General features: G+C 31.8%; 16 protein-coding genes and 3 tRNA genes. 11 read left to right on the top strand and 8 right to left on the bottom strand.

Features of this window, described 5'->3' with window-relative positions:
- Window position 1 precedes the first annotated feature (1 nt).
- Window positions 2–1,327, bottom strand: a complete 1,326-nt coding sequence (locus WG951_RS14230; RefSeq protein ID WP_105047614.1) for an ABC transporter permease — start codon at window positions 1,325–1,327, stop codon at window positions 2–4.
- Between the two features lie 4 nt (window positions 1,328–1,331).
- Window positions 1,332–2,261 (bottom strand): ABC transporter ATP-binding protein, encoded by a 930-nt coding sequence (locus tag WG951_RS14225; RefSeq protein WP_105047613.1) that lies wholly within the window; start codon window positions 2,259–2,261, stop codon window positions 1,332–1,334.
- 337 nt (window positions 2,262–2,598) lie between these two features.
- Between WG951_RS14225 and WG951_RS14220 the strand changes: the two genes are divergently transcribed.
- The 6 genes from WG951_RS14220 (at window position 2,599) to WG951_RS14195 (ending at window position 10,246) form a co-directional block, all read left to right on the top strand.
- Window positions 2,599–3,057: a MarR family winged helix-turn-helix transcriptional regulator gene (locus WG951_RS14220; RefSeq protein ID WP_105047612.1), complete on the top strand. Its 459-nt coding sequence runs from the start codon at window positions 2,599–2,601 to the stop codon at window positions 3,055–3,057.
- 102 nt (window positions 3,058–3,159) lie between these two features.
- A complete protein-coding gene (locus tag WG951_RS14215; protein ID WP_105047611.1) occupies window positions 3,160–5,562 on the top strand; it encodes a 3-hydroxyacyl-CoA dehydrogenase/enoyl-CoA hydratase family protein in 2,403 nt (800 codons plus the stop codon).
- A gap of 89 nt (window positions 5,563–5,651) precedes the next feature.
- Window positions 5,652–6,017, top strand: coding sequence for a four helix bundle protein (locus WG951_RS14210; protein ID WP_105047610.1), 366 nt, complete (start codon window positions 5,652–5,654; stop codon window positions 6,015–6,017).
- Window positions 6,018–6,055: 38 nt separating this feature from the next.
- Complete coding sequence (locus WG951_RS14205; protein ID WP_105047609.1) at window positions 6,056–7,249, top strand: acetyl-CoA C-acyltransferase; 1,194 nt, start codon at window positions 6,056–6,058, stop codon at window positions 7,247–7,249.
- 142 nt (window positions 7,250–7,391) lie between these two features.
- Window positions 7,392–9,200: an acyl-CoA dehydrogenase family protein gene (locus tag WG951_RS14200; RefSeq protein ID WP_105047608.1), complete on the top strand. Its 1,809-nt coding sequence runs from the start codon at window positions 7,392–7,394 to the stop codon at window positions 9,198–9,200.
- 230 nt (window positions 9,201–9,430) lie between these two features.
- Window positions 9,431–10,246, top strand: a complete 816-nt coding sequence (locus tag WG951_RS14195) for a 5'-nucleotidase, lipoprotein e(P4) family (RefSeq protein WP_105047607.1) — start codon at window positions 9,431–9,433, stop codon at window positions 10,244–10,246.
- 88 nt (window positions 10,247–10,334) lie between these two features.
- Here WG951_RS14195 and WG951_RS14190 read toward each other — a convergent pair whose 3' ends face one another.
- On the bottom strand, window positions 10,335–11,108 hold the full coding sequence (locus WG951_RS14190; RefSeq protein ID WP_105047606.1) for a sigma-70 family RNA polymerase sigma factor: 774 nt from the start codon (window positions 11,106–11,108) through the stop codon (window positions 10,335–10,337).
- Between the two features lie 234 nt (window positions 11,109–11,342).
- Here WG951_RS14190 and WG951_RS14185 point away from each other — a divergent pair, with 234 nt between their 5' ends.
- Window positions 11,343–11,789 (top strand): KTSC domain-containing protein, encoded by a 447-nt coding sequence (locus WG951_RS14185; RefSeq protein WP_105047605.1) that lies wholly within the window; start codon window positions 11,343–11,345, stop codon window positions 11,787–11,789.
- Between the two features lie 82 nt (window positions 11,790–11,871).
- Here WG951_RS14185 and trxB read toward each other — a convergent pair whose 3' ends face one another.
- Window positions 11,872–12,819, bottom strand: coding sequence for a thioredoxin-disulfide reductase (gene trxB, locus WG951_RS14180; RefSeq protein ID WP_105047604.1), 948 nt, complete (start codon window positions 12,817–12,819; stop codon window positions 11,872–11,874).
- Between the two features lie 191 nt (window positions 12,820–13,010).
- Here trxB and WG951_RS14175 point away from each other — a divergent pair.
- Window positions 13,011–13,085 (top strand) — tRNA-Pro (locus WG951_RS14175).
- A 344-nt stretch (window positions 13,086–13,429) separates the two neighbouring features.
- Here WG951_RS14175 and WG951_RS14170 read toward each other — a convergent pair.
- Together WG951_RS14170 and WG951_RS14165 are read right to left on the bottom strand one after the other, a co-directional pair.
- Window positions 13,430–13,506: transfer RNA gene (locus WG951_RS14170), tRNA-Asn, on the bottom strand.
- 291 nt (window positions 13,507–13,797) lie between these two features.
- Window positions 13,798–13,874, bottom strand: a tRNA-Asn gene (locus WG951_RS14165).
- A gap of 188 nt (window positions 13,875–14,062) precedes the next feature.
- On the opposite strand from WG951_RS14165, the gene WG951_RS14160 reads away from it, so the two are divergent.
- The 3 genes from WG951_RS14160 to WG951_RS14150 all read left to right on the top strand — a co-directional run bounded on the left by WG951_RS14160 (window position 14,063) and on the right by WG951_RS14150 (window position 21,039).
- The gene (locus tag WG951_RS14160) at window positions 14,063–16,795 is read left to right on the top strand and encodes a 2-oxoglutarate dehydrogenase E1 component (protein ID WP_105047603.1); all 2,733 of its coding nucleotides are present in this window, start codon (window positions 14,063–14,065) and stop codon (window positions 16,793–16,795) included.
- Window positions 16,796–16,980: 185 nt separating this feature from the next.
- Window positions 16,981–18,189 (top strand): 2-oxoglutarate dehydrogenase complex dihydrolipoyllysine-residue succinyltransferase, encoded by a 1,209-nt coding sequence (odhB, locus tag WG951_RS14155; RefSeq protein WP_211296687.1) that lies wholly within the window; start codon window positions 16,981–16,983, stop codon window positions 18,187–18,189.
- Between the two features lie 444 nt (window positions 18,190–18,633).
- Window positions 18,634–21,039, top strand: a complete 2,406-nt coding sequence (locus WG951_RS14150; RefSeq protein WP_211296686.1) for a helix-turn-helix domain-containing protein — start codon at window positions 18,634–18,636, stop codon at window positions 21,037–21,039.
- A gap of 542 nt (window positions 21,040–21,581) precedes the next feature.
- Here the strand turns inward: WG951_RS14150 and recJ are convergent.
- Together recJ and WG951_RS14140 are read right to left on the bottom strand one after the other, a co-directional pair.
- Window positions 21,582–23,267, bottom strand: a complete 1,686-nt coding sequence (gene recJ, locus WG951_RS14145; RefSeq protein WP_105047600.1) for a single-stranded-DNA-specific exonuclease RecJ — start codon at window positions 23,265–23,267, stop codon at window positions 21,582–21,584.
- A 13-nt stretch (window positions 23,268–23,280) separates the two neighbouring features.
- A complete protein-coding gene (locus WG951_RS14140; RefSeq protein WP_105047599.1) occupies window positions 23,281–23,712 on the bottom strand; it encodes an OsmC family protein in 432 nt (143 codons plus the stop codon).
- Window positions 23,713–23,780: the final 68 nt, after the last annotated feature.

Here is a 23,780-nt window from a genome sequence, read left to right as displayed (position 1 = left end):
ATTAGCCTTTATACTTTAACCACTTATACAAGTCTTTATAGGTTGGTTTTTTACCATACATTAAAATACCTACTCTATATATTTTTGCTGCTAACCAAACCATAAATACAAAGGTAACCAATAATAATGCCATAGAAATTGCCAACTCATACCAAGAAACTCCAAAAGGAACTCTCATTAGCATCACAATAGGACTTGTAAACGGAATGTAAGAAAACAATATTGCTATAGATCCATGAGGATCGTTCATAACCGTTGCAAAACCAACGTAAATACCTAACATTAAAGGCAACATTATTGGCAACATAAATTGTTGTGTATCTGTTTCATTATCTACAGCTGCCCCAACTGCGGCAAACAGAGAACTATACAGCATAAACCCTCCTAAAAAGTAAAAAATAAATAAGACAAACATTTTTAAAATTGGCAGCCTTAAAACTTCTTGCATTATCATTTGCATTTCTCCACCTCCGGTTGCCGCTTTTACTGCTTCCATCTGTTCTGCTGGTACTCTTGCAGTTTGCATTTCTACCACATCTACTCCAAAAACAGATGAAGCAACCGTTTTTAATACAAGCAATATAATTCCCCAAATAAAGAACTGTAATAAACCAGCAGAAGCGTTCCCTATAATTTTACCCAACATTAACTGAAAAGGTTTTACAGACGATACAATAATTTCTATAATTCTACTTGTTTTCTCTTCTATAACACTTCGCATTACAGAGTTACCGTAAATAATAACAAACATCATTAATAAGTAACCAGCAACTGCACCAATACCTATTTTTAATCCGTTTATTAATTTGGAAGACTCTTCTCCAGAAAAATTAAACATTTTTATATCTGTATTAATTTTAGATGCTTTAATTTTTTCTAAATCGATACCAAAATCATTTAGTTTTTCATTTCTAATCTTGGTTTCTATTTTATTTTCTAGAGAACCTATAACAGACATTCCTGGAGAATCTTTAGAATAAAACTCTATAGCATGTGCCAACAACTCTAAACTATCTTGTTTAGGTATAATTAACGCTCCATAATAATTACCTTCTTCTACTTTCTTTTTGGTTTCATCTACTCCTAATGCAGTATAATCTAAATAATGAACAGTTTCTGTGTCTTTAAAATCGTCTTTAGAAAACAATTTAGAATTATCTACATACACAATTTCTTTTACCTTTTCGTCATTCTTTTTCATCAGAAAATAAACTAAGGCTCCCATACCAAGCATTAATAACGGACTTAAAAAAGTCATCATTATAAAAGATTTGTTACGAACCTTTGCAATAAACTCTCGCTGTATAATTAGTTTTAACTTGCTCATTTTCTTAACTATTTTTTTGTATTGCCTGAATAAAAATATCGTTTGCACTTGGTATCAACTCTACAAAATGTTGCACTTCTCCTCTACTTGTTAAAAAAGATAGTAAATCGTTAGATGAATTTGCTGCTGTTAATTTTACATTTAGGGTTAAACTATCATTTAATAATTTAAAGTTTGCTGGCGAAACTTCAAAATTCTCTTTTAACATTGCTTCTACCTCCTTAGGATTTGCTGTATTTAATCCCACTTGAAAAGTGTGCGTTCTAAACTCGCGTTTGATATCATCTAACTTTCCGTCTAAAATTTTATTAGATTTATCAATCAAAGCAATTTCATCGCACATTTCTTCTACCGATTCCATTCTGTGTGTCGAGAAAATAATGGTTGCTCCTTCATCACGAAGTTGTAAAATTTCTTTAGCAATTAATTGCGCATTAATAGGATCGAACCCAGAAAAAGGTTCATCAAAAATTAATAATTTAGGATTGTGCATCACCGTAACAATAAATTGTACTTTTTGCGCCATTCCTTTAGACAGTTCCTCAATTTTTTTGTTCCACCAAGCAGAAATATCAAATTTATCGAACCAATATTTTAACCGTTTTTTTGCTTCGGATTTACTTAATCCTTTTAATTGTGCCAAATACAATGCTTGTTCTCCTACTTTCATCGATTTATACAAACCACGCTCTTCTGGTAAATACCCAATTTGCGCTGTATGATGCGGAGCCAATTCTTCTCCATCTAAAATGATAGCACCACTATCTGGCATTGTAATTTGGTTGATAATCCGAATTAAAGATGTTTTTCCCGCTCCATTTGGTCCTAATAAACCAAAAACACATCCTTTAGGAATGTGCAAGGAAACATCATTTAATGCTCTAAAATCTCCATAATTTTTTACAACATTATTAACTTCTAATAAATTCTTCATTCAGTATTATTATTTTTTTCAGAAAAGTTCTCGGTACTACAAACTTACATATTTTAATAATATTAGTATTCATAGAGACTAAAACGTTACAATATAAATTAAAAGAATCTCTTTTTACTTTTATCTAAAGGCTTGCCTTAAAAAACCATTTTATAAAAATTAAGAATCTAAAGATTAAATTATTCCTGTAACCCCAATAAATATTGAAAAAAAACGATCATAAAGCACGAATACGTTTTAAAAAAACATCTATATTTTTTGTTAAATTTTACTATGCACGCATAACTTTTTTCAAATTTACTATGCATGCATAATAAATTTTTATATATTTGACAGAATGGATAAACACAAATCAATAGATCATGAGCTTAGAGCAACGTGGCAAGCCGTTGCAAAAGTGTATAATGAACAGGCAGTAAAACACGATAGCACAATGGCAACTGCTTTTGTTTTATTAAATATTGATAAACAAAACGGAACCCCATCTACGGCTTTAGGTCCTTTAATGGGTATGGAGCCAACAAGTCTTTCTAGAATTTTAAAAACGATGGAAGATAAAGGTGCTATTTGTAGAGAAAAGAACCCAGAAGATGGTAGAAGTGTTATTATTAAATTAACAGATTATGGTAGAGAAATGCGTAAAGTCTCCAGAGGTCATGTTATTCAATTTAATAACACGGTAAGAGCCCATGTTTCTGAAGAAGATTTAGCAGGATTTTTTAAGGTAACATCAACCATTAATAAATTAATTGCAGATAAAGAAATTTATGAAAACGTCAACAATAAAGCAGTATAACAAAAATGACTAAAGACTAAATGACATAAGATAATTAGACTGAATGCAAAAGTCTTATGTCTTACGTCTTTTTAAATCATACGTCAAATAATTTTAAAACAAATGACTAGAAGAATTAAAAAAGTAGCAATAGTTGGCTCTGGAATTATGGGAAGTGGCATTGCGTGTCATTTTGCAAACATTGGAGTTGAAGTTCTATTATTGGACATTGTTCCAAGAGAATTAAACGACAAAGAAAAAGCCAAAGGATTAACGCTCGAAGACAAAGTTGTACGAAATCGTTTGGTAAATGATGCACTTACAGCCTCACTTAAATCGAAGCCCTCTCCTATTTATAATCAAAAATTTGCAAATAGAATTACCACTGGTAATTTAGATGATGATATTGCAAAGGTTGCTGATGTAGATTGGATTATGGAGGTGGTTGTTGAGCGATTAGATATTAAAAAAATCGTTTTTGAAAAACTAGAGAAATACAGAACTCCCGGAACTATTATTTCTTCCAATACTTCTGGTATTCCTATCAAGTTTATGAATGAAGGAAGAAGTAAAGACTTTCAAAAACATTTTGCAGTAACGCACTTTTTTAATCCTCCTAGATATTTAAAACTTTTTGAAGTTGTTCCTGGTCCAGATTGTAAACAAGAAGTTACAGATTTTTTAATGATGTATGGAGAAAAATTCTTAGGAAAAACATCTGTTTTAGCGAAGGATACCCCTGCATTTATAGGAAATAGAATTGGAATTTTCGGAATTCAATCTTTATTTCATCAAGTAAAAGAATTAGGTTTAACGGTTGAAGAAGTTGATAAGTTGACGGGGCCAGTAATTGGTCGTCCAAAATCTGCAACTTTTAGAACTGTTGATGTTGTTGGTTTAGATACTTTAGTACATGTTGCTAATGGAATTTATGACAACTGCCCTAATGATGAAGCACATGATTTATTTAAGCTTCCTGGTTTCATCAATACAATGATGGAAAATAAATGGTTAGGAAGTAAAACAGGTCAAGGTTTTTACAAAAAGACAGTTGTTGATGGTAAGAAAGAAATCTTAACATTAGACTTAGATACTTTAGAATATCGTGCTTCTAAAAGAGCAAAATTTGCAACTTTAGAACTTACGAAAACGATTGATAAGCCTATTGATAGATTTAAAGTATTAGTTGGAGGTAAAGATAAAGCTGGTGAATTTTATAGAAAGAACTTTGCGGCAATGTTTGCGTATGTTCAGAATAGAATTCCAGAAATTTCTGATGAAATCTACAAAATTGATGATGCAATGAAAGCTGGTTTTGGTTGGGAGAATGGTCCTTTCGAAATTTGGGATGCCGTTGGTGTAGAAGCAGGAATCGAATTAATGAAAGCTGAAGGTAAAGAACCTGCACCTTGGGTTACAGAAATGTTAGCTGCTGGTTCTAAATCTTTTTACTCTGTTAAAGAAGGCGCAACTTATTTTTATGATATTCCTTCTAAATCTCAGACTAAAAAACCGGGTCAAGAATCGTTTATCATTTTAGATAACATTAGAAAATCAAACGAAGTTTTTAAAAATTCTGGTGTTGTAATAGAAGATATTGGAGATGGAATTTTAAATCTAGAATTTCAATCTAAAATGAACACCATTGGTGGTGATGTTTTAGCAGGTATCAATAAAGGGATTGATATTGCACAAAAAGATTTTCAAGGTTTGGTTATTGGTAACCAAGCAGCAAATTTTTCTGTAGGTGCTAATATTGGTATGATTTTTATGATGGCTGTAGAGCAAGAATATGATGAATTAAATTATGCTATTAAATATTTTCAAGATACTATGATGCGTATGCGTTATTCATCTATACCAACTATTTCTGCTCCTCATGGAATGGCTTTAGGTGGTGGTTGTGAAATTTCTTTACACGCAGATAAAGTGGTTGCAGCAGCAGAAACCTATATGGGATTAGTAGAATTTGGAGTTGGTGTAATTCCTGGTGGTGGTGGTTCTAAAGAAATGGCTTTAAGAGCATCAGATTCTTTTCAGAAAGGAGATGTAGAGCTTAACATTTTACAAGAAAACTTTTTAACTATTGGTATGGCAAAAGTATCTACTTCTGCTTACGAAGCTTTCGATTTAGGTTTACTGCAACAAGGAAAAGATGTGGTAGTTGTTAATAAAGACAGACAAATAGCAACTGCAAAAGCACATGCTAAACTAATGGCAGAAAGTGGATATACGCAACCTGTAAAACGTAATGATGTTAGAGTTTTAGGTAAGCAAGCTTTAGGGATGTTTTTAGTAGGTACAGATTCTATGCAAGATTCTAAATACATTTCTGAACATGATATGAAAATTGCCAATAAACTAGCATACGTTATGGCTGGTGGAGATTTATCTGAACCAACATTGGTTACAGAACAGTATTTATTAGATTTAGAACGTGAAGCGTTTTTATCTCTTTGTACAGAACGTAAAACATTAGAAAGAATTCAACACATGTTAAAAACGGGGAAACCGTTACGTAACTAGATGAATAAGACGTAAGACTTGATGACATAAGACTGCAAGACAGCCTGAAAAGTATTACGTCATAAGTCAAATAAAAAACCGAGTAAAAAATGGCAGCAAGACATAATTTTAGAAAATTAACTATTTGGAAAGACGGGGTTAGTATTGTAAAAGATACTTATACTGAAACCAAAAAGTTTCCTAAATCTGAAATTTATGCTTTGTCAAGTCAAATGCAACGATGTGCTGTTTCAATCCCTTCAAATATAGCAGAAGGCACAAGTAAAGGAACAGATAAACATTTTACACAATATTTAGAAACAGCATTAGGTTCTGCTTTTGAATGGGAAACACAATTAATAATTTCTTTTGAAGTAGGATATATTTCAGAAGAAACTTTTAAACATTTAGAAAGAAAAATTCAAATAATTCAAGGAATGATAACACGTTTTATGGAAAACTTGGGTAAGTCTTAAGTCATACGTCAAATCATCATAAGTCAAAAATAAAAGATATGAGCAAACAAGCATATATAGTAAAAGCATATAGAACCGCAGTTGCAAAAGCTCCAAAAGGTGTTTTTCGCTTTAAACGTGCAGATGAATTAGGTGCAGAAACCATTCAGCACATGATGAAAGAATTACCAAATTTAGACGTAAAACGTATAGATGACGTAATTGTTGGTAACGCAATGCCAGAAGGCGCACAAGGTTTAAACATGGCACGTTTTATTTCTTTAATAGGATTAAATTCTGTGGATGTTCCTGGTGTTACTGTAAACAGATTCTGTTCTTCGGGACTAGAAACAATTGCAATGGCAGCAGCTAAAATTCAAGCAGGAATGGCAAGTTGTATTATTGCTGGTGGAGCAGAAAGCATGAGCTCTGTACCAATGACAGGATTTAAACCAGAATTAAATTACGATACCGTAAAATCTGGTCACGCAGATTATTATTGGGGAATGGGAAATACTGCAGAAGCAGTTGCAAATCAGTTTAAGGTTTCTAGAAAAGACCAAGATGAATTTGCCTTTAAATCTCATATGAAAGCTTTAAAAGCACAAGCAGAAAATCGTTTTCAAGATCAAATTGTTCCTATTGAAGTAGAGCAAACTTATCTAGATGAAAACGGAAAGAAAGCAACAAAAAAATATACTGTAACTAAAGATGAAGGTCCTAGAAAAGGAACTAGCATTGAAGCTTTAACAAAACTGAGAGCAGTATTTGCTGCTGGAGGAAGTGTAACAGCAGGTAATTCATCTCAAATGAGTGATGGAGCTGCCTTTGTTATGGTAATGAGCGAAGAAATGGTAAAAGAATTAAATCTAGAACCAATTGCAAGAGTAGTAAATTACGCTGCTGCTGGTGTAGAACCAAGAATTATGGGAATTGGGCCTGTTGCTGCAATACCTAAAGTTTTAAAACAAGCAGGTTTACAACAAAACGATATTGAGTTAATTGAATTGAATGAAGCTTTTGCTTCTCAGTCTTTAGCTGTAATGCGTGAGTTAGATTTAAACCAAGATATTGTAAATGTTAATGGTGGTGCCATTGCATTAGGTCATCCATTGGGTTGTACAGGAGCAAAATTATCTGTGCAATTATTTGATGAAATGCGCAAGCGCGATATGAAAAACAAATACGGAATGGTAACGATGTGTGTAGGTACTGGTCAAGGTGCTGCAGGTGTTTTTGAGTTTCTGTCTTAAATAGAGACATAAGACAAAATGGACTTAAGACGCATGACTTAATTCCGTTAATAAAATAAAAACTAAATTAAAATTTAATCAAGAAGGTAATTCAAAGATCGTTATAAGTCATAAGTCTTACCGTCATAAGTCAAAAAAAAATATGGGAACATCCAAAAAAGACCTTCTACGTGGTGGTCAATTTCTTGTAAAAGAAACAAACTGTGAAGATATATTTACTCCAGAAGATTTTTCTGAAGAACAACAAATGATGAAAGAAGCTGTGATGGAATTTAATGATCGAGAGATCATTCCTCACAAAGCTCGCTTTGAAGCAAAAGATTATGCACTTACAGAAGAAGTAATGCGTAAAGCAGGTGAATTAGGATTTTTAGGAGTAGCAGTTCCTGAAGCTTATGGAGGTTTAGGAATGGGATTTGTTTCTACATTATTAACTTGTGATTATATCTCTAGTGGAACAGGTTCTTTTAGTACGGCATTTGGTGCACATACCGGAATAGGTACAATGCCAATTACATTATACGGAACCGAAGAACAAAAACAAAAATATGTTCCTAAATTGGCTACTGGAGAATGGTTTGGTGCTTATTGTTTAACAGAACCAGGCGCAGGATCTGATGCAAATTCTGGAAAAACTACTGCAGAATTGTCTGCTGATGGAAAATCATACAAAATTAACGGTCAAAAAATGTGGATTTCAAACGCAGGTTTTTGTAAATTAATGATTGTTTTTGCCCGTATAGAAGGTGATAAAAACATAACTGGTTTTATTGTAGAGTTTGATAAAGAAAACCCAAACGGAATTACGTTGGGTGAAGAAGAACATAAATTAGGAATTAGAGCTTCCTCTACAAGACAAGTATTTTTTAACGATACCGTTGTTCCTGTAGAAAATATGTTAGCGGGTCGTGGCGAAGGTTTTAAAATTGCCATGAACGCTTTAAATGTTGGTCGTATTAAATTAGCGGGTGCATGTTTAGATTCTCAACGTAGAATTATTTCTCATGCCGTAAATTATGCAAACGAACGTAAACAATTTAAAACTCCTATTTCAGATTTTGGAGCAATTAAAGTAAAACTAGCTGAAATGGCTACCAATGCTTATGTTGGTGAATCTGCAACTTATAGATCTGCAAAAGATATCGAAGATAGAATTGCGTTAAGAGTGGCTGCAGGAAACACACACCAAGAAGCAGAATTAAAAGGTGTAGAAGAATATGCTATTGAATGTTCTATTTTAAAAGTAGCAGTTTCTGAAGATGTACAAAACTGTGCTGATGAAGGAATTCAGATTTTTGGTGGAATGGGATTCTCTGAAGAAACTCCTATGGAATCGGCTTGGAGAGATGCAAGAATTGCTCGTATCTATGAAGGTACCAATGAAATTAACAGAATGCTTTCTGTAGGTATGTTAATTAAAAAAGCAATGAAAGGACATGTAGATTTATTAGGCCCTGCAACAGAAGTTGCAAACAGTTTAATGGGTATTCCTTCTTTTGAAACACCAGATTTTTCTGAACTTTTTTCTGAAGAAAAATTAATGATTTCTAAATTAAAGAAAACATTTTTAATGGTTGCAGGTGCAGCACTTCAAAAATATGGTCCAGAAATAGAGAAACATCAACAGTTATTAATTGCTGCCTCAGATATTTTAATTGAAATCTATATGGCAGAATCTGCTATCTTAAGAACAGAAAAAAATGTAAAACGTACTAGTGAAGCAGCACAATCTGTACAGATTGCAATGTCTAAACTATACTTATATCATGCAGTAGATATTATTGAAGAAAAAGGTAAAGAAAGTATTATTTCTTTTGCCGAAGGTGATGAGCAACGTATGATGTTAATGGGCTTAAAACGTTTTACTAAATACCAAAACTATCCAGATATCGTAGATTTACGTAACGAAATAGCAGAAAAAGTAAAAGCAGAAAATAAATACTGCTTCTAAAACCTCTTGATGTCAAATTGAGTTTGTTAAAGTTTTCATATTCTTTTTCAAGCTCAACTGACAATCATATAAATATTAAAAAATTAATCTTTTTTACTTAGATTAAAATTAGTTGTTTGTTATAAAACCATCATTTAATATGATGGTTTTTTTATGCTTAAATTCTTAGTAAAATAATTAAATTAGATTAATTTTGATATCCTTTAGTCTTGCATAAAAAATATTCCATAATGAAAAATAAAATTATTATTTCTCTTTTTACTGTTTTTATCTTTTTAGGATGTAAAACTCAAATTACAACTATAAAACAAAAAAACATACGTAAAACAACTCTTCAAGAGCATGCTATTCAAGCCGTATTATGGCAACAAAATGCATCTGAATATAAAGCACTCACTTATCAAGCATACAATTTAGCACAATTGCAATTAGATAAAATTATTGCTGAAAATAATGCACAAAAACCAATGGCTATTGTTACCGATATAGATGAAACGGTGCTAGATAATAGTCCGTATAGTGGTAAACAAATTGAACTAGACGAAAATTACACCTCTTTACGTTGGGCAGAATGGGTAAAAAAAGAAAATGCAAAGTCCATACCCGGAGCTGTAGCTTTTTTTAATTATGCGCAAAGCAAAAATATTCAAGTTTTTTATATTTCTAATAGGGATGCAAAACAAACAAAAGAAACTATTAAAAATTTAAAATTAAGAGGATTTCCTTTTGCTGATGAGACGCATGTACTTTTAAAAACAAATAGTAGCGAAAAAGGAACCAGAAGAAATATTGTTGAAAAAACACATGAAATCGTATTACTTTTAGGAGACAACTTATCAGACTTTTCTTCAATATTCGAAAACAGTTCTACTATAAAAAGAAATAACAATGCAGATAACTTAAAAGCTTCTTTTGGCACCAAATTTATTGTGTTACCAAACCCAATGTACGGAGACTGGGAAACAAAAGGTATTTTTGAAGGTAAATACAATTGGTCTAATGCCCAAAAAGATTCTATCCGCAGAAAAAAAATCACTTCTTATTAATTTGATGTTTTTATCAAATATCTAAAAAGTGATTTTACATTATATTAGATATATAGTAATCTTTATCATATAGAAAATAAGAGACACACTATTTATCTACCGAATATCTATTAAATAAACTTCTTTGAATTACTTTTTTAGCATCGCTTAAAAGTTTTTCAATTTCAGGTATTGTTTTCTTTTGTATTTCTGCAATTTCATCCACTCTTAACTTCTGGTTTGTAAATAAATAAAACGCAATACGCATTCCAGAAGGCATTTTATGTAAAACCAAATCAATATGTTCATTAATTTTATCTTCTCCTATTTTTTTATCTAACTTATCGGCCAACACTTTTTCATTATCTTCTACAAAAACATGGTCTAAACTATAATCGTTATGGTTGTATGACAAATCATCTAATTCTTCAATCATTAATAAATCTCCTCCTCCATCTGTGCTAAACTTCTCTTGCATTTCATTCCATTCTGGCTTAGAATAATCATCAATGTTTTTAAAAAACAATTCGTTAAATTCTTCTTCAACAATTACATCTTCTAATAGTTCATTCGTTTTTTTAAACAACCATAAATAGAAATCATTTTCACTTTTAACCTCTTCTATATTATCATAAATAGTAATAAAAAGTTGATCTATAATGTCATCAGATTTGTATTTCATTTTAGAAAAATGACCTTTTTTAATTGCTGAAATAAATCTTTGGTTTACATATTTTCGAATTTCTGGTAAAATTTCTAACACCAATTCATTAAAAGAAACCTGATTATCTTCTTCTTTAAGTTTTACTAAACTAGAAAATGATTTGGTTACAAATAGGCGAAATTCATTTTTGTTTTGGTAATAAGAAATGCTCGTTTTCATAATAAAATGATTTAGATATCTTTAAAGGTGCAAATTAAAAATGAGTTGTAAAATGATAATAATCAGCAAACAGCTGATTTTTAAAAATATTTAGAAATGAATTTTAAGTTTAAAAACAAAAAAGTAGTACCCTGAATAAAATGTAGAAAAAAATGAATTTACAATTAATAAAAAATTACTGCATCATAATCAATTTAATATCAGTACTTTTGCACGCAATTTGAAAACACACGAATGAAACGTATTAAAGAATATAAAAAACTTTTTAAAGTAGAAGGCCCTATCGATTTAAAAGATTTAAAAAAGGCTTATAGAGGTTTAGTAAAGGAATGGCATCCAGATAAGTTTACTGATGAGGCTAAAAAAGAAGAAGCAGATGTTATGAGTACGCAAATTATTGATGGGTACCATTTCTTGGTTAGTATAGCACCAGAGACTAAAGAAGCTAATTTAGAGGCTTATAAAAAAACAATAACAGAATTTCAGGTTGCAGATTGGCACCATAAAAGTATGTTATTAGAAGTTACTTTTACAGACGGAAACAAATACGAATACTTTGGTGTTAGTAAAATACTTTTCGGAAAATTTGTAAACGCAAAATCTATGAATAATTTTGGTAAAAGAAATATTTTTAATTCTTTTACTTATAGAAAATCTATGAAAGCTTCTGCTACAGTTTAAGAACTTTCTTTAAATGATAGATAACAAAAAAGAGATTACATATTAATGTAATCTCTTTTTTTATGCTCTAATTTAAGTAAACTTATTCTAAAGCTCCTAAATAACGTTCTGCATCTAAAGCAGCCATACAACCTGTACCTGCCGCTGTAACAGCTTGTCTGTATTCTTTATCTTGAATATCGCCAGCAGCAAAAACTCCTGGTAAGTTTGTTTTTGTAGATTTTCCTTTGGTAATTAAATACCCTGTTTCATCCATATCTAAAACTCCTTTAAATAAATCTGAATTTGGTTTATGACCAATAGCAATAAAAACACCTGTTACAGCAATATCTGTAGTTTCTTTTGTTTGATTATTGATAGCCCTTACACCTTCTACAACATTAGATCCTAAAACCTCATCTATTTCTGTATTGTAAAGTACTTCAATATTTTTTGTTTTATTTACCCTATGCTGCATCGCTTTAGAAGCTCTCATAAAGTCTTTACGCACTAAAATTGTTACTTTACTACAAATGTTTGATAAATAAGTAGCTTCTTCTGCTGCTGTATCTCCTGCCCCAACAACTACAACATCTTGTCCTTTATAGAAAAATCCATCACAAGTTGCACATGCAGAAACTCCACCACCAATTAAACGTTGTTCACTTTCTAATCCTAAGTACTTTGCGGTTGCTCCTGTACAAATAATAATAGTTTCTGCTTCGATATGTTTAGACTCATCCACAATAACTTTATGAATTCCGCCAACTTTATCACTTAAATCTACACTAGTTACTAACCCAAAACGAACATCTGTACCAAAACGTTCTGCTTGTTTTTGTAAATCTCCCATCATTGCAGTACCATCGGTACCCTCTGGATATCCTGGAAAATTATCAACTTCTGTTGTAGTTGTTAACTGACCTCCCATTTGCATCCCTGTATACATTACAGGTTTCATATCTGCTCTTGCTGCATAAATAGCCGCAGTGTATCCTGCAGGACCAGAACCTATAATTAAACATTTAATTTTTTCTATTGTGTCTGACATAATATTCTGTATCGAATTTAGAAGTGTAAAAGTATCATTTTTTGATACTTATAAAAGCGAATGTTTATAAATTTTATTAATAGAAACATAAAAAGATATAATTAATTAATTTTTGCAAAAAAAACATAAAAAAACAATTGCTATTTACAAAAAGAGTGTATCTTTGCAGTCCTTAAATGAGGAATCATTTTCGGGGTGTAGCGTAGCCCGGTCATCGCGCCTCGTTTGGGACGAGGAGGTCGCAGGTTCGAATCCTGCCACCCCGACAAAAAGCTGAATATTTTTTTAAAATATTCAGCTTTTTTATTTTACAACAATTCCATATTACACTACTCAATTACTCACAAACATTAGCACACCTTGCTATATCCTTCTCAATTAAAACAACTAGATTATTGTAATTACGTATGATTATTTAAAGATCTCTTACCTCTATTTACTTCAGTGCTTTTAAAATAATTGAAATATGTTAACTATAAGAAACAAGACCTATTTAATTAAACACACTAAATCAACAGAAACCATATTTACACTTTTAATATTGACTCAACATCATATATAACACTATTTAAAACAAAAAAAAGTCTTATCAATTAAGATAAGACTTTTTTGGCTCCCCCTCTAGGACTCGAACCTAGGACCCTCTGATTAACAGTCAGATGCTCTAACCAACTGAGCTAAGGAGGAGTTTGCTTCGCTTAATTTGCGATTAGCGAGTGCAAATATACACTTTTTTATAAATTTATTGCAAAAAAAATAAAATTTGTAATATTTTTTTTCACCTTATTTATGCACTAACTTAAAAACACACTTTCTTAATATTAAAAAACTTAAAATTCTTCCTTTTTTAGACTTACTACTATTTTTGCCTAATCCTAAAATCCCACAACTTTTTGACTTGATCCATCCTTGATCCCCTTTTACCAAAAAAAAAGATACAACAAAAAAAAAGTCTCATCAATTAAGATAAGACTTTTTTGGCTCCCCCTCTAGGACTCGAACCTAGGACCCTCTGATTAACAGTCAGATGCTCTAACCAACTGAGCTAAGGAGGAGTTTGCTTCGCAAGATTTGCGATTAGCGAGTGCAAATATACATCTTTTTTAAACTTTCGCAACAATTTTGAAAAAAAAATAAAAAAAATATTTTGTAGAATATTTAAGAAAAAAAAATAACCTTTTATTTCAAAAATTGTATTTTTGCTATTACGTATAGCTTATTTTACAAAAGCACAAACTACAATATGGATAAATTTTCGTTTTTAAACGCAGCACACACAGGCTTTATAGCTGATTTATATGATAAATATTTAATAAACCCAGATGCCGTAGAGCCAAGTTGGAGAAGCTTCTTTCAAGGTTATGATTTAGCAAATGAAAATTATTCTTTAAAAGAAGAAACAGTTTCTTCTGAAATACCGAATGAAGTACGTAAAGAATTTTTTGTTTTAGATTTAATCAATGGATACAGAACACGTGGTCATTTATTTACCAAAACAAATCCTGTAAGGGATAGAAGACAGTATCAACCTACATTAGATATCGAAAACTTTGGCTTGTCCGAAAACGATTTAGATACCGAATTTTCTGCAGGAGAAGTATTAGGTTTAGGTAAAACTACACTTAAAGAAATTATAAAAAACTTACAGCGCATTTATTGTGATTCTATTGGTGTAGAATACATGTACATGCGTAATCCAGAGAAATTAAAGTGGTGGCATGATCGTTTTAATAAAAATGACAACCACGCTAATTACTCTATAGAAGCTAAAAAATATATTTTAGGAAAACTAAATCAAGCTGTTACTTTTGAAAGTTTTTTACAAACTAAATATGTAGGTCAAAAACGTTTTTCTTTAGAAGGAGGAGAAACTTTAATTCCGGGTATAAGCGTTATTTTAAGAGATGCCGCAGAAATATACGGAGTTAAAGAATGTGTTTTAGGGATGGCACATAGAGGTCGTTTAAACACCTTAGTAAACATCTTTAAAAAACCTGTTAGAGATTTATTTAGTGAATTTGAAGGGAAAGATTTTGAAGATGAAGATATTGATGGTGATGTAAAATACCATTTAGGTTTAACACTAAGTAAAACCTATAGAGATGGTAACGAAATTAAAATGAATTTAGTTCCAAACCCATCTCACTTAGAAACAGTTGCCGCAGTTGCAGAAGGAATTACCAGAGCAAAAATTGATAGAAAATACGATGGAGACTCTAGTAAAATATTACCAATTATAATTCATGGTGATGCTGCTATTGCTGGCCAAGGTATTGCTTATGAGGTTACTCAAATGGCAAAACTAAATGGTTATAAAACGGGTGGTACCATTCATATTGTGGTAAATAACCAAATTGGTTTTACAACTAACTATTTAGATGCGCGTTCTAGTACATACTGTACAGATGTTGCAAAAGTAACTTTATCACCTGTTTTACACGTTAATGCAGATGACACAGAAGCTGTTTGTCATGCAATGGAAATGGCTTTAGAGTTTAGAATGAAGTTTAAACAAGATATTTTTATCGATTTATTAGGCTATAGAAAATATGGTCATAATGAAGGTGATGAACCTCGTTTTACGCAACCTAAATTATACAAAGCAATTTCTAAACATAACAACCCTAAAGATATTTATGCTGCACAATTACTTGCAGAAGGCTCTATAGATGATTCTTATGTAAACGAAATTACTACAGAATTCAAACAAATGCTTGAAAAAGAGTTTGAAGAAGCTAAGAAAGTAGAAAAATCTATTGTTAGAGAGTTTATGCAATCTACTTGGGAAGGATATGAGCGTGAAGATTTAGATGCCATGTTGCTTACCAACGACACAAAATACGATGAGGATAAATTAAAAAATATTGCAAAAGTAGTTTCTACAGTTCCTCAGAATGTAAAATTTGTTAGAAAAGCAGAACGTATCTTAGCAGGAAGAGCTAAAATGGTTTTTGAAACCAATAATTTAGATTGGGGAATGGCAGAAACACTTGCCTACGGAAGTTTGATGGAAGAAGGATATAATGTTCGTATTTCTGGACAAGATGTAGAAAGAGGAACTTTTTCTCACAGACATGCTATTTTACGTGATGAAATTACAGAAGAACGTATTAACTTACTAAATACAAACCCTCATAACAAAGGACAAATGACGATTTATAACTCGTTATTGTCTGAATATGGTGTATTAGGTTTTGATTATGGTTACGCCATGGCAAACCCAAACACGTTAACTATTTGGGAAGCGCAGTTTGGAGATTTTTCTAACGGAGCTCAAATAATGTTCGACCAATATATTTCTGCTGCAGAAGATAAATGGAAATTACAAAACGGAATTGTTGTCTTATTACCTCACGGTTATGAAGGACAAGGATCTGAACATTCATCTGCAAGAATAGAACGTTATTTACAATTATGTGCCATAGATAATATGACCGTTGCTAACTGTACTACGCCAGCAAATTTCTATCATTTATTGCGTAGACACATGAAACGTACGTATAGAAAACCATTAATAGTATTTACGCCTAAAAGTTTATTACGTCACCCAAAAGCAGTAAATACAATTCAAGATTTAGCTACTAGCGAATTTCAAGAAGTTATAGATGACACACTAGCACCTAAAAAAGTAAAGAAACTTGTTTTCTGTATGGGTAAATTCTATTACGATTTATTGGAAGAAAGAGAAAATTTAAAGAGAGATGATATTGCTTTAGTAAGAATTGAGCAATTATTTCCACTACATTTAGAGAAGATTCAGAAAGTAATAGATAGATACCCTAATGTAGAAGAATATATATGGGCACAAGAAGAGCCAAGAAATATGGGAGCTTGGAGTTATATGTTAGAGCGTTTTGAGTTAGTTAAACTAACAGTTCGTTCTCGTAAATACTACGCAGTACCTGCAGCTGGTTCTAGTACAAGATTTAAAAAACGTCATAAAGCTGTTATAGACAGTGTTTTTGACAACGAGTAAGCGCGTTAAGGATTGAAACGGCATCCTTTTTTCTGTCAGTTCGAGTGAATTTACTTTTTTGTAAATTTGTATCGAGAACAGAAGAAAAAAGATATAGTGGAAAGCCTGTTAAAACGCCCAAGTAATAAAAGAAAAATTAAAATTAAAAGCTGAAAATAGTTCAGCATAAAGTAAAACAAGAACTGATGATTTTAGAAATGAAAGTTCCTTCTCCGGGAGAATCGATTACAGAAGTAGAAATTGCAACGTGGTTAGTCGAAGATGGAGATTACGTTGAAAAAGATCAACCTATTGCAGAAGTAGATTCTGACAAAGCAACCTTAGAATTGCCTGCTGAAGAAAGTGGAATTATCACTTTAAAAGCCGAAGAGGGTGATGCCGTTGCTGTTGGTGCAGTTGTTTGTTTAATAGACACAAGTGCTGCAAAACCAGAAGGTGATGCACCTGCAAAAACAGAAGCGCCAAAAGAAGAAAAGAAAGTTGAAGTTAAAGAAGCGCCAAAAGCGGCTACTTACGCAACCGGAACAACTTCTCCTGCTGCTAAAAAAGTATTAGCAGAAAAAGGAATTGCTCCTTCTGCAGTAACAGGCACTGGAAAAGCTGGTAGAATTACCAAAGATGATGCTGTAAAAGCAGTACCTTCTATGGGAACGCAACCTGCTAGTGGTTCTAGAGGAACAGAACGCAAGAAAATGTCTATGTTACGTAGAAAAGTTGCAGAACGTTTGGTAGCTGTAAAAAGTGAAACAGCTATGTTAACTACTTTTAACGAAGTAAACATGCAACCAATTTTTGACTTACGTACAGAATATAAAGAAGCTTTTAAAGCAAAACACGGTGTAGGATTAGGCTTTATGTCTTTCTTTACGTTAGCGGTTGTTAGAGCTTTAAAATTATTTCCAGATGTAAACTCTATGATTGATGGAGATTACCAAATTAAAAACGATTTTCAGGATATTTCTATCGCAGTTTCTGGACCAAAAGGTTTAATGGTACCTGTTATTAGAAATGCAGAAAACTTATCTTTTAGAGGAGTAGAAAGCGAAGTAAAACGTTTGGCAATTAGAGCTAGAGACGGTCAGATTACTATTGATGAAATGACTGGTGGAACTTTTACAATCACTAACGGTGGTGTATTTGGTTCTATGTTGTCTACGCCTATCTTAAACCCTCCTCAGAGTGGTATTTTAGGGATGCACAACATTGTAAACAGACCAATGGCAGTAAATGGCGGAATTGTAATTCAGCCAATTATGTACGTTGCTTTGTCTTACGATCATAGAATTGTAGATGGTAGAGAATCTGTTGGTTTCTTAGTAGCTGTTAAAGAGGCTTTAGAAAATCCTGTAGAATTATTGATGGACAACAATCCAGCAAAAGCATTAGAAATGTAGGCAACAATGTTGCTTAATACATATTAAAATCCTGAGCTTAGGCTTGGGATTTTTTATTGGTAGCTATTTCCTGCTTGGAGTTTACCTTGAGCGAAGACGAAAGGCTATATCTTTTTATAATCGTCATTGCGAAGTTTACTTTTTTGTAAACTGTGGCAATCTTCTTTTAAGACAGAGATTACTTCGTACCTCGTAATGACAATTGTTTAAATGTTATAAAAAGGATGCTGTTTCAATCAGGGCTAAAACTGTTTGTCTGCTTTATTTAAAGTAAGTAAACGAGTGTTTCACCTACTACATATAGTTAAATAAATTTCTTATATTTTATAGAGAATGACATCATATTTGTATTAAAAATACTCCATCAAAAGAGATATTATAAATAAAATAAAATCACTCTAATTTCTTTTAAACCGAATTAGTACCTTGCGTCAAAAAGTAAAAATGCCAAAAAATCCTGAACTAGAACTTGCCCTACAATTTATTGATAAGACAGATAGAAATATCTTTGTTACCGGAAAAGCAGGTACAGGAAAAACTACTTTTTTACATCAAATTAAAAAAGAATCATTAAAAAGAATGGTTATTGTGGCACCAACAGGTGTTGCCGCAATTAATGCAAAAGGTGTTACAATTCATTCTTTTTTTCAAATGCCTTTTGGACCTATTTTACCCGACCAAATTGCAAATACTTCAAATGCACAACGTAAGTTTAATAAAACCAAAATAGATATTATAAAATCGTTAGATTTAATAATTATCGATGAAATTTCTATGGTTAGAGCCGATTTATTAGACGGTATAGACCAAGTAATGCGTCGTTATAAAAACCGAAATAAAGTTTTTGGTGGTGCTCAAGTTTTAATGATTGGAGATTTACAACAATTAGCGCCTGTTGTTAGACCAAACGAATGGAGTTTATTACAACAACATTATAATACAGTTTACTTTTTTAGCTCTAAAGCGTATCAAGAAGCCAATGTTGTCTCTATAGAACTGAAACATATTTATCGTCAGAAAAACGAAGATTTTATTACCATTTTAAATGAAATTAGAACAGACACTTTATCAGAAAAATCTGCCGAAATTTTAAATAGAAACTACAACCCTACCTTCTCTCCTACTAAAGATGATGGTTATATTACTTTAACAACACATAATAACAGAGCCAATTTAATTAATAGCTCTGAACTGAATAAACTGAATACCAAAAGCTACTTTTTTAAAGCTGAAATTTCTGGTAAGTTTAATGAGAACTCGTATCCGAATGCAGAAAAGTTAGAATTAAAAATTGGTGCTCAAGTAATGTTTATCAAAAATGATTCATCACCAGAAAAAAGATATTACAACGGAAAAATAGGAATTATAACCGATATTTCTCTACAAAATGTAACCGTACAATGTCCTAATGAAATTGATGAGATTGTTACAGAAAAGGAAACTTGGGAAAACATTAATTATTCTATTAACGAAGAAACAAAAGAAATAAAAGAAGATATTTCTGGTTCTTTTTCTCAGATTCCTTTGCGATTGGCTTGGGCAATTACCATTCATAAAAGTCAGGGTTTAACCTTCGAAAAAGCTATTATAGATGCAGAAGCCTCTTTTGCACACGGACAAACTTATGTTGCCCTAAGTAGATGTACTTCTTTAGAAGGTTTGGTTTTAAAAACGCCAATTACAAGCAATGCCATTATAAACGATAGAACCGTAAGTGTTTTTAATGAAAGTGTAGAAGAAAATCACCCAGATGAACATGTTTTAAACGAATCTGAGAAAAATTTTCAATTAAACTTAATTGCAGAATTGTTCGATTACCTTCCGTTTTTATACCCTATTTCTAGAATGATTGATATTTTCTATAAAAATCAAACCAGTATAAAAGGTGATGTTATAGATCATTTACAAACCATAAAAGACGATGGTGTTGTAGCTTTAATGAAAGTTTCTAACGGATTTAAAAACCAACTAGCACAATTTTCTGAAGACAACGTTTTACCAGAGAACAGCTCTCAAGTACAAGAACGTTTTACAAAAGCGGTAGCTTATTTTGTGACACAAACAAAAGGAAATATTTTAAAACCTTTAAATGCTATTCAGTTTTCTACCGATAATAAAGCCGTAAAAAAAGACTTTTCTACACAGTTTGATTCTTTACAAGAAAAATTAATGGAAAAACTTTTTGCGCTTCAAAAAATGAACAATGGTTTTAAAGTACAAGATTATTTAAAAATAAGAGCTAATGCTGTTTTACAAAAATCTGCTCCTATTAAAAAGAAAACGGTTGCCTCTAAACGCGACCCAATTTTAGCGTTGAAATTACGAGAGTTAAGAGACGAAATTTCTAAAGATTTAGGAATCCCTCATTTTCAAATTTTTACACAAGAAACGCTTTACGCAATGTGTGATACTTTACCAAGAAACGAAAGTGAATTGCTAAAAATTGTTGGAATGGGTAAAACTCGTGTTAAAAAATATGGAGAACAAATTTTAGAAGCCATCGAATATTATTGCAAAAAAAACGGAATTGACAAACAAAATCATCAAAAGAAAGAAGACAAAAAACCAACCAAACAGATTACTTTCGAGTTATTTAAGTCTGGTCTTTCTATAAAAGAAATCGTTAAAGAGAGAAGTTTAACCACCGGAACCATAGAAAGTCATTTGGCTAGTTATATTCCTTCTGGAGATGTTGATATTTTAGAGCTAATAGATGTTAAAAAGTATAAAAAAATTATAGACGCTATAGAAAACACTAAATTTAAAAGCTTAACAGAATTAAAAGAAAAAGTAGATAAATCATTTACTTTCATGGAGTTAAGAATGGTTTTACTTTCTATGGAAAATTAATTTGTTTTTTTTGTAATAAAGTGAAAGTTTTATTAAAAACATACGTCTAAAGATATATGATAAGATACTTTCTTATCATTTTCTTTTTCATAGCAATTTTCCCACTTCTAATTTAGGAGTGGGTTTTTTATTAAAACACAGCAAGTCATGCACAAATAAGCCTTTTTAAGTGATTGAGGAATCTGAAAAAACAACTGTAAAAATTATAGATTCCTCGTCGTTCCTGCGTCTCTCTGTAGGAATGACAAGCAAAACGGTAAATAGCCACCCAACTTGTCACTTCGAAGTATTGAGAAGTCTCATAACAGTGAAAACATAAACCAGCGCAATTTTATGAGATTTCTCCCAAAAGGTCGAAATGACAGTCGTTAGAGAAATGCTATATAGATTTGTGATTCTATAAACGTAATAAACTTTGAATATTCTTAAATATAAATAATCATCCAAATGTCCCGAACGAAGAATGAGGAGGAATCTAAAAATTAAAGATAAAACTCCTCAATAGCCTAAAAAAAGGGCATTTCGGAATGACATTAAATGTTTTATTTCAAATCCTTCAACAACAATTGTATCGATGTATTACCATTCCATTCGTTTACATCTAAAGCGTACACAATGTCAAAATCGTTTTTAACAAACTCCATTTTATCGCCTAAACCAAAACCTATTGAATTAAAAGTCTGTTTATTATCGCCTTGAAAAACATTTAATTTTAAATGTGTTTTATCTGCTCCAACTTGTTTTCCGTAACCATTATCTCTAACACAACTTGTTTTAAAAGTAGGTCGCATATTCATTGGTCCAAAAGGTGCCATTTGCTGAATAATTCTAAAAAACTTAGGTGTAATATCTAACAAATCTATTTCTGCATCTATAGAAATTTCTGGAGTTAGCAAATCTTTATCAATAGTTTCCCTAACAACTTCTTCGAACTTATTTTTAAAATTCTCGTAATTTTCTGGCAACAAAGTTAAACCTGCAGCATATTTATGACCACCAAATTGCTCTATAAACTCTTCACATGCATGCAACGCATTGTACACATCAAAACCTTTTACAGAACGCGCAGAAGCAGCTAATTTATCGCCACTCTTGGTAAAGACTAAAGTAGGTCTGTAATATTTTTCTATCAAACGAGAAGCTACAATACCAATAACACCTTTGTGCCAATCTTCTTGATAAACTACAGAAGTAAACCTATTTTCTTCATCATTATCAATAATTTGAATTAATGCTTGGTCTGTAATTTTCTTATCTAAATCTTTTCTATCGGCATTAAAAATTTCTATGGCAGCAGCAAAATCAACTGCAGCATCAAAATCCATTTCAGTTAGTAATTCTACCGCATAATTACCATGTTTCATTCTACCTGCAGCATTTATTCTTGGTGCAATTGTAAAAACAACATCGGTAATTGTTAATTCCGTTTTTTTAGTTTGATAAATGATGGCTTTAATTCCGTTTCTAGGATTTTCGTTAATTACCTGTAAACCATGATAAGCCAAAACTCTATTTTCTCCATTCATTGGTACAATATCCGCGGCAATTGCAGTAGCAACTAAATCTAGATACGGAATAAAGTCTTTTATCGTTTGATTTCTAGAAACGCCCAATGCCTGAATTAATTTAAACCCTACTCCGCAACCACAAAGCTCATCAAAAGGATATGTACAATCCTCTCTTTTTGCATTTAAAACGGCAACTGCTTTAGGTATTTCATCACCAGGTTTATGGTGATCGCAGATAATAAAATCGACATTTTTTTCGGCTGCATAGGCAACTTTATCGATAGCTTTTATTCCACAATCTAACGCAATGATTAAAGAGAAATCATTGTCGTGTGCAAAATCGATTCCCATATAAGAAACGCCATAACCTTCGGCATATCTATCTGGAATGTAAGTTGCAATATTTGGGTAAATCGTTTTTAAATAAGACGCAACTAAAGACACAGCCGTTGTACCATCTACATCATAATCACCAAAGACTAAAATATTTTCGCCATTCGCAATTGCAGCTTCAATTCTGGCAACAGCAAGATCCATATCCTTCATTAAAAAAGGATCGTGAATCTCATCTAAACTTGGTCGAAAATACTTTTTAGCGTCCTCAAATGTTTCAATATTTCTCTGACAAAGAATAGCTGCTATGGTTTTATCAACCTGAAGCTCTTCTGCTAATTTTTCTACTTTTTCCTTATCTGGCTTTGGCTTTAACGTCCATCTCATAGCTCTTTTTTAATTAAAGCTCAATTTTATGCAAATGAATTTCGATATCTACCTCAGCAAATTGACGGAACATTTCCATAACACCACAGTACTTTGTAACAGATAAATTTACTGCTTTTTGTATTTTCTTAGGTTGTAATTCTGTATCACTAAAATGATAATCAACTTTTACTTTTTTATAAAACTTAGGATGCTCTTCTGTTAACTCTGCAGTAATATCTATTTTAAAGTCGGCCACTTCCGCATGCATTTTCTTTAACAAAGAAATTACATCTAAACCAGAACAACCTGCCAAAGAAGCCAACATTAAAGCTTTTGGTCTGTACCCTTTTCCTTCTCCTCCACTTTCTTCTCCAGCATCCATCGTCAAATTTAACCCACTCGGATTATCAGATTCGAATTGCATATTTTCTTTCCAGGTAGTTGTTACAATATTTGTAGCCATATTAGTTGATATTATTATAGATTTTTAAAATTGAAATAGTAAATTGTGCTTCTTTCTTACAAAAATAA

Source organism: Polaribacter butkevichii, from assembly GCF_038024105.1.
Lineage (GTDB): Bacteria > Bacteroidota > Bacteroidia > Flavobacteriales > Flavobacteriaceae > Polaribacter > Polaribacter butkevichii.
This window is presented reverse-complemented; position numbering and strand designations above follow the sequence as displayed.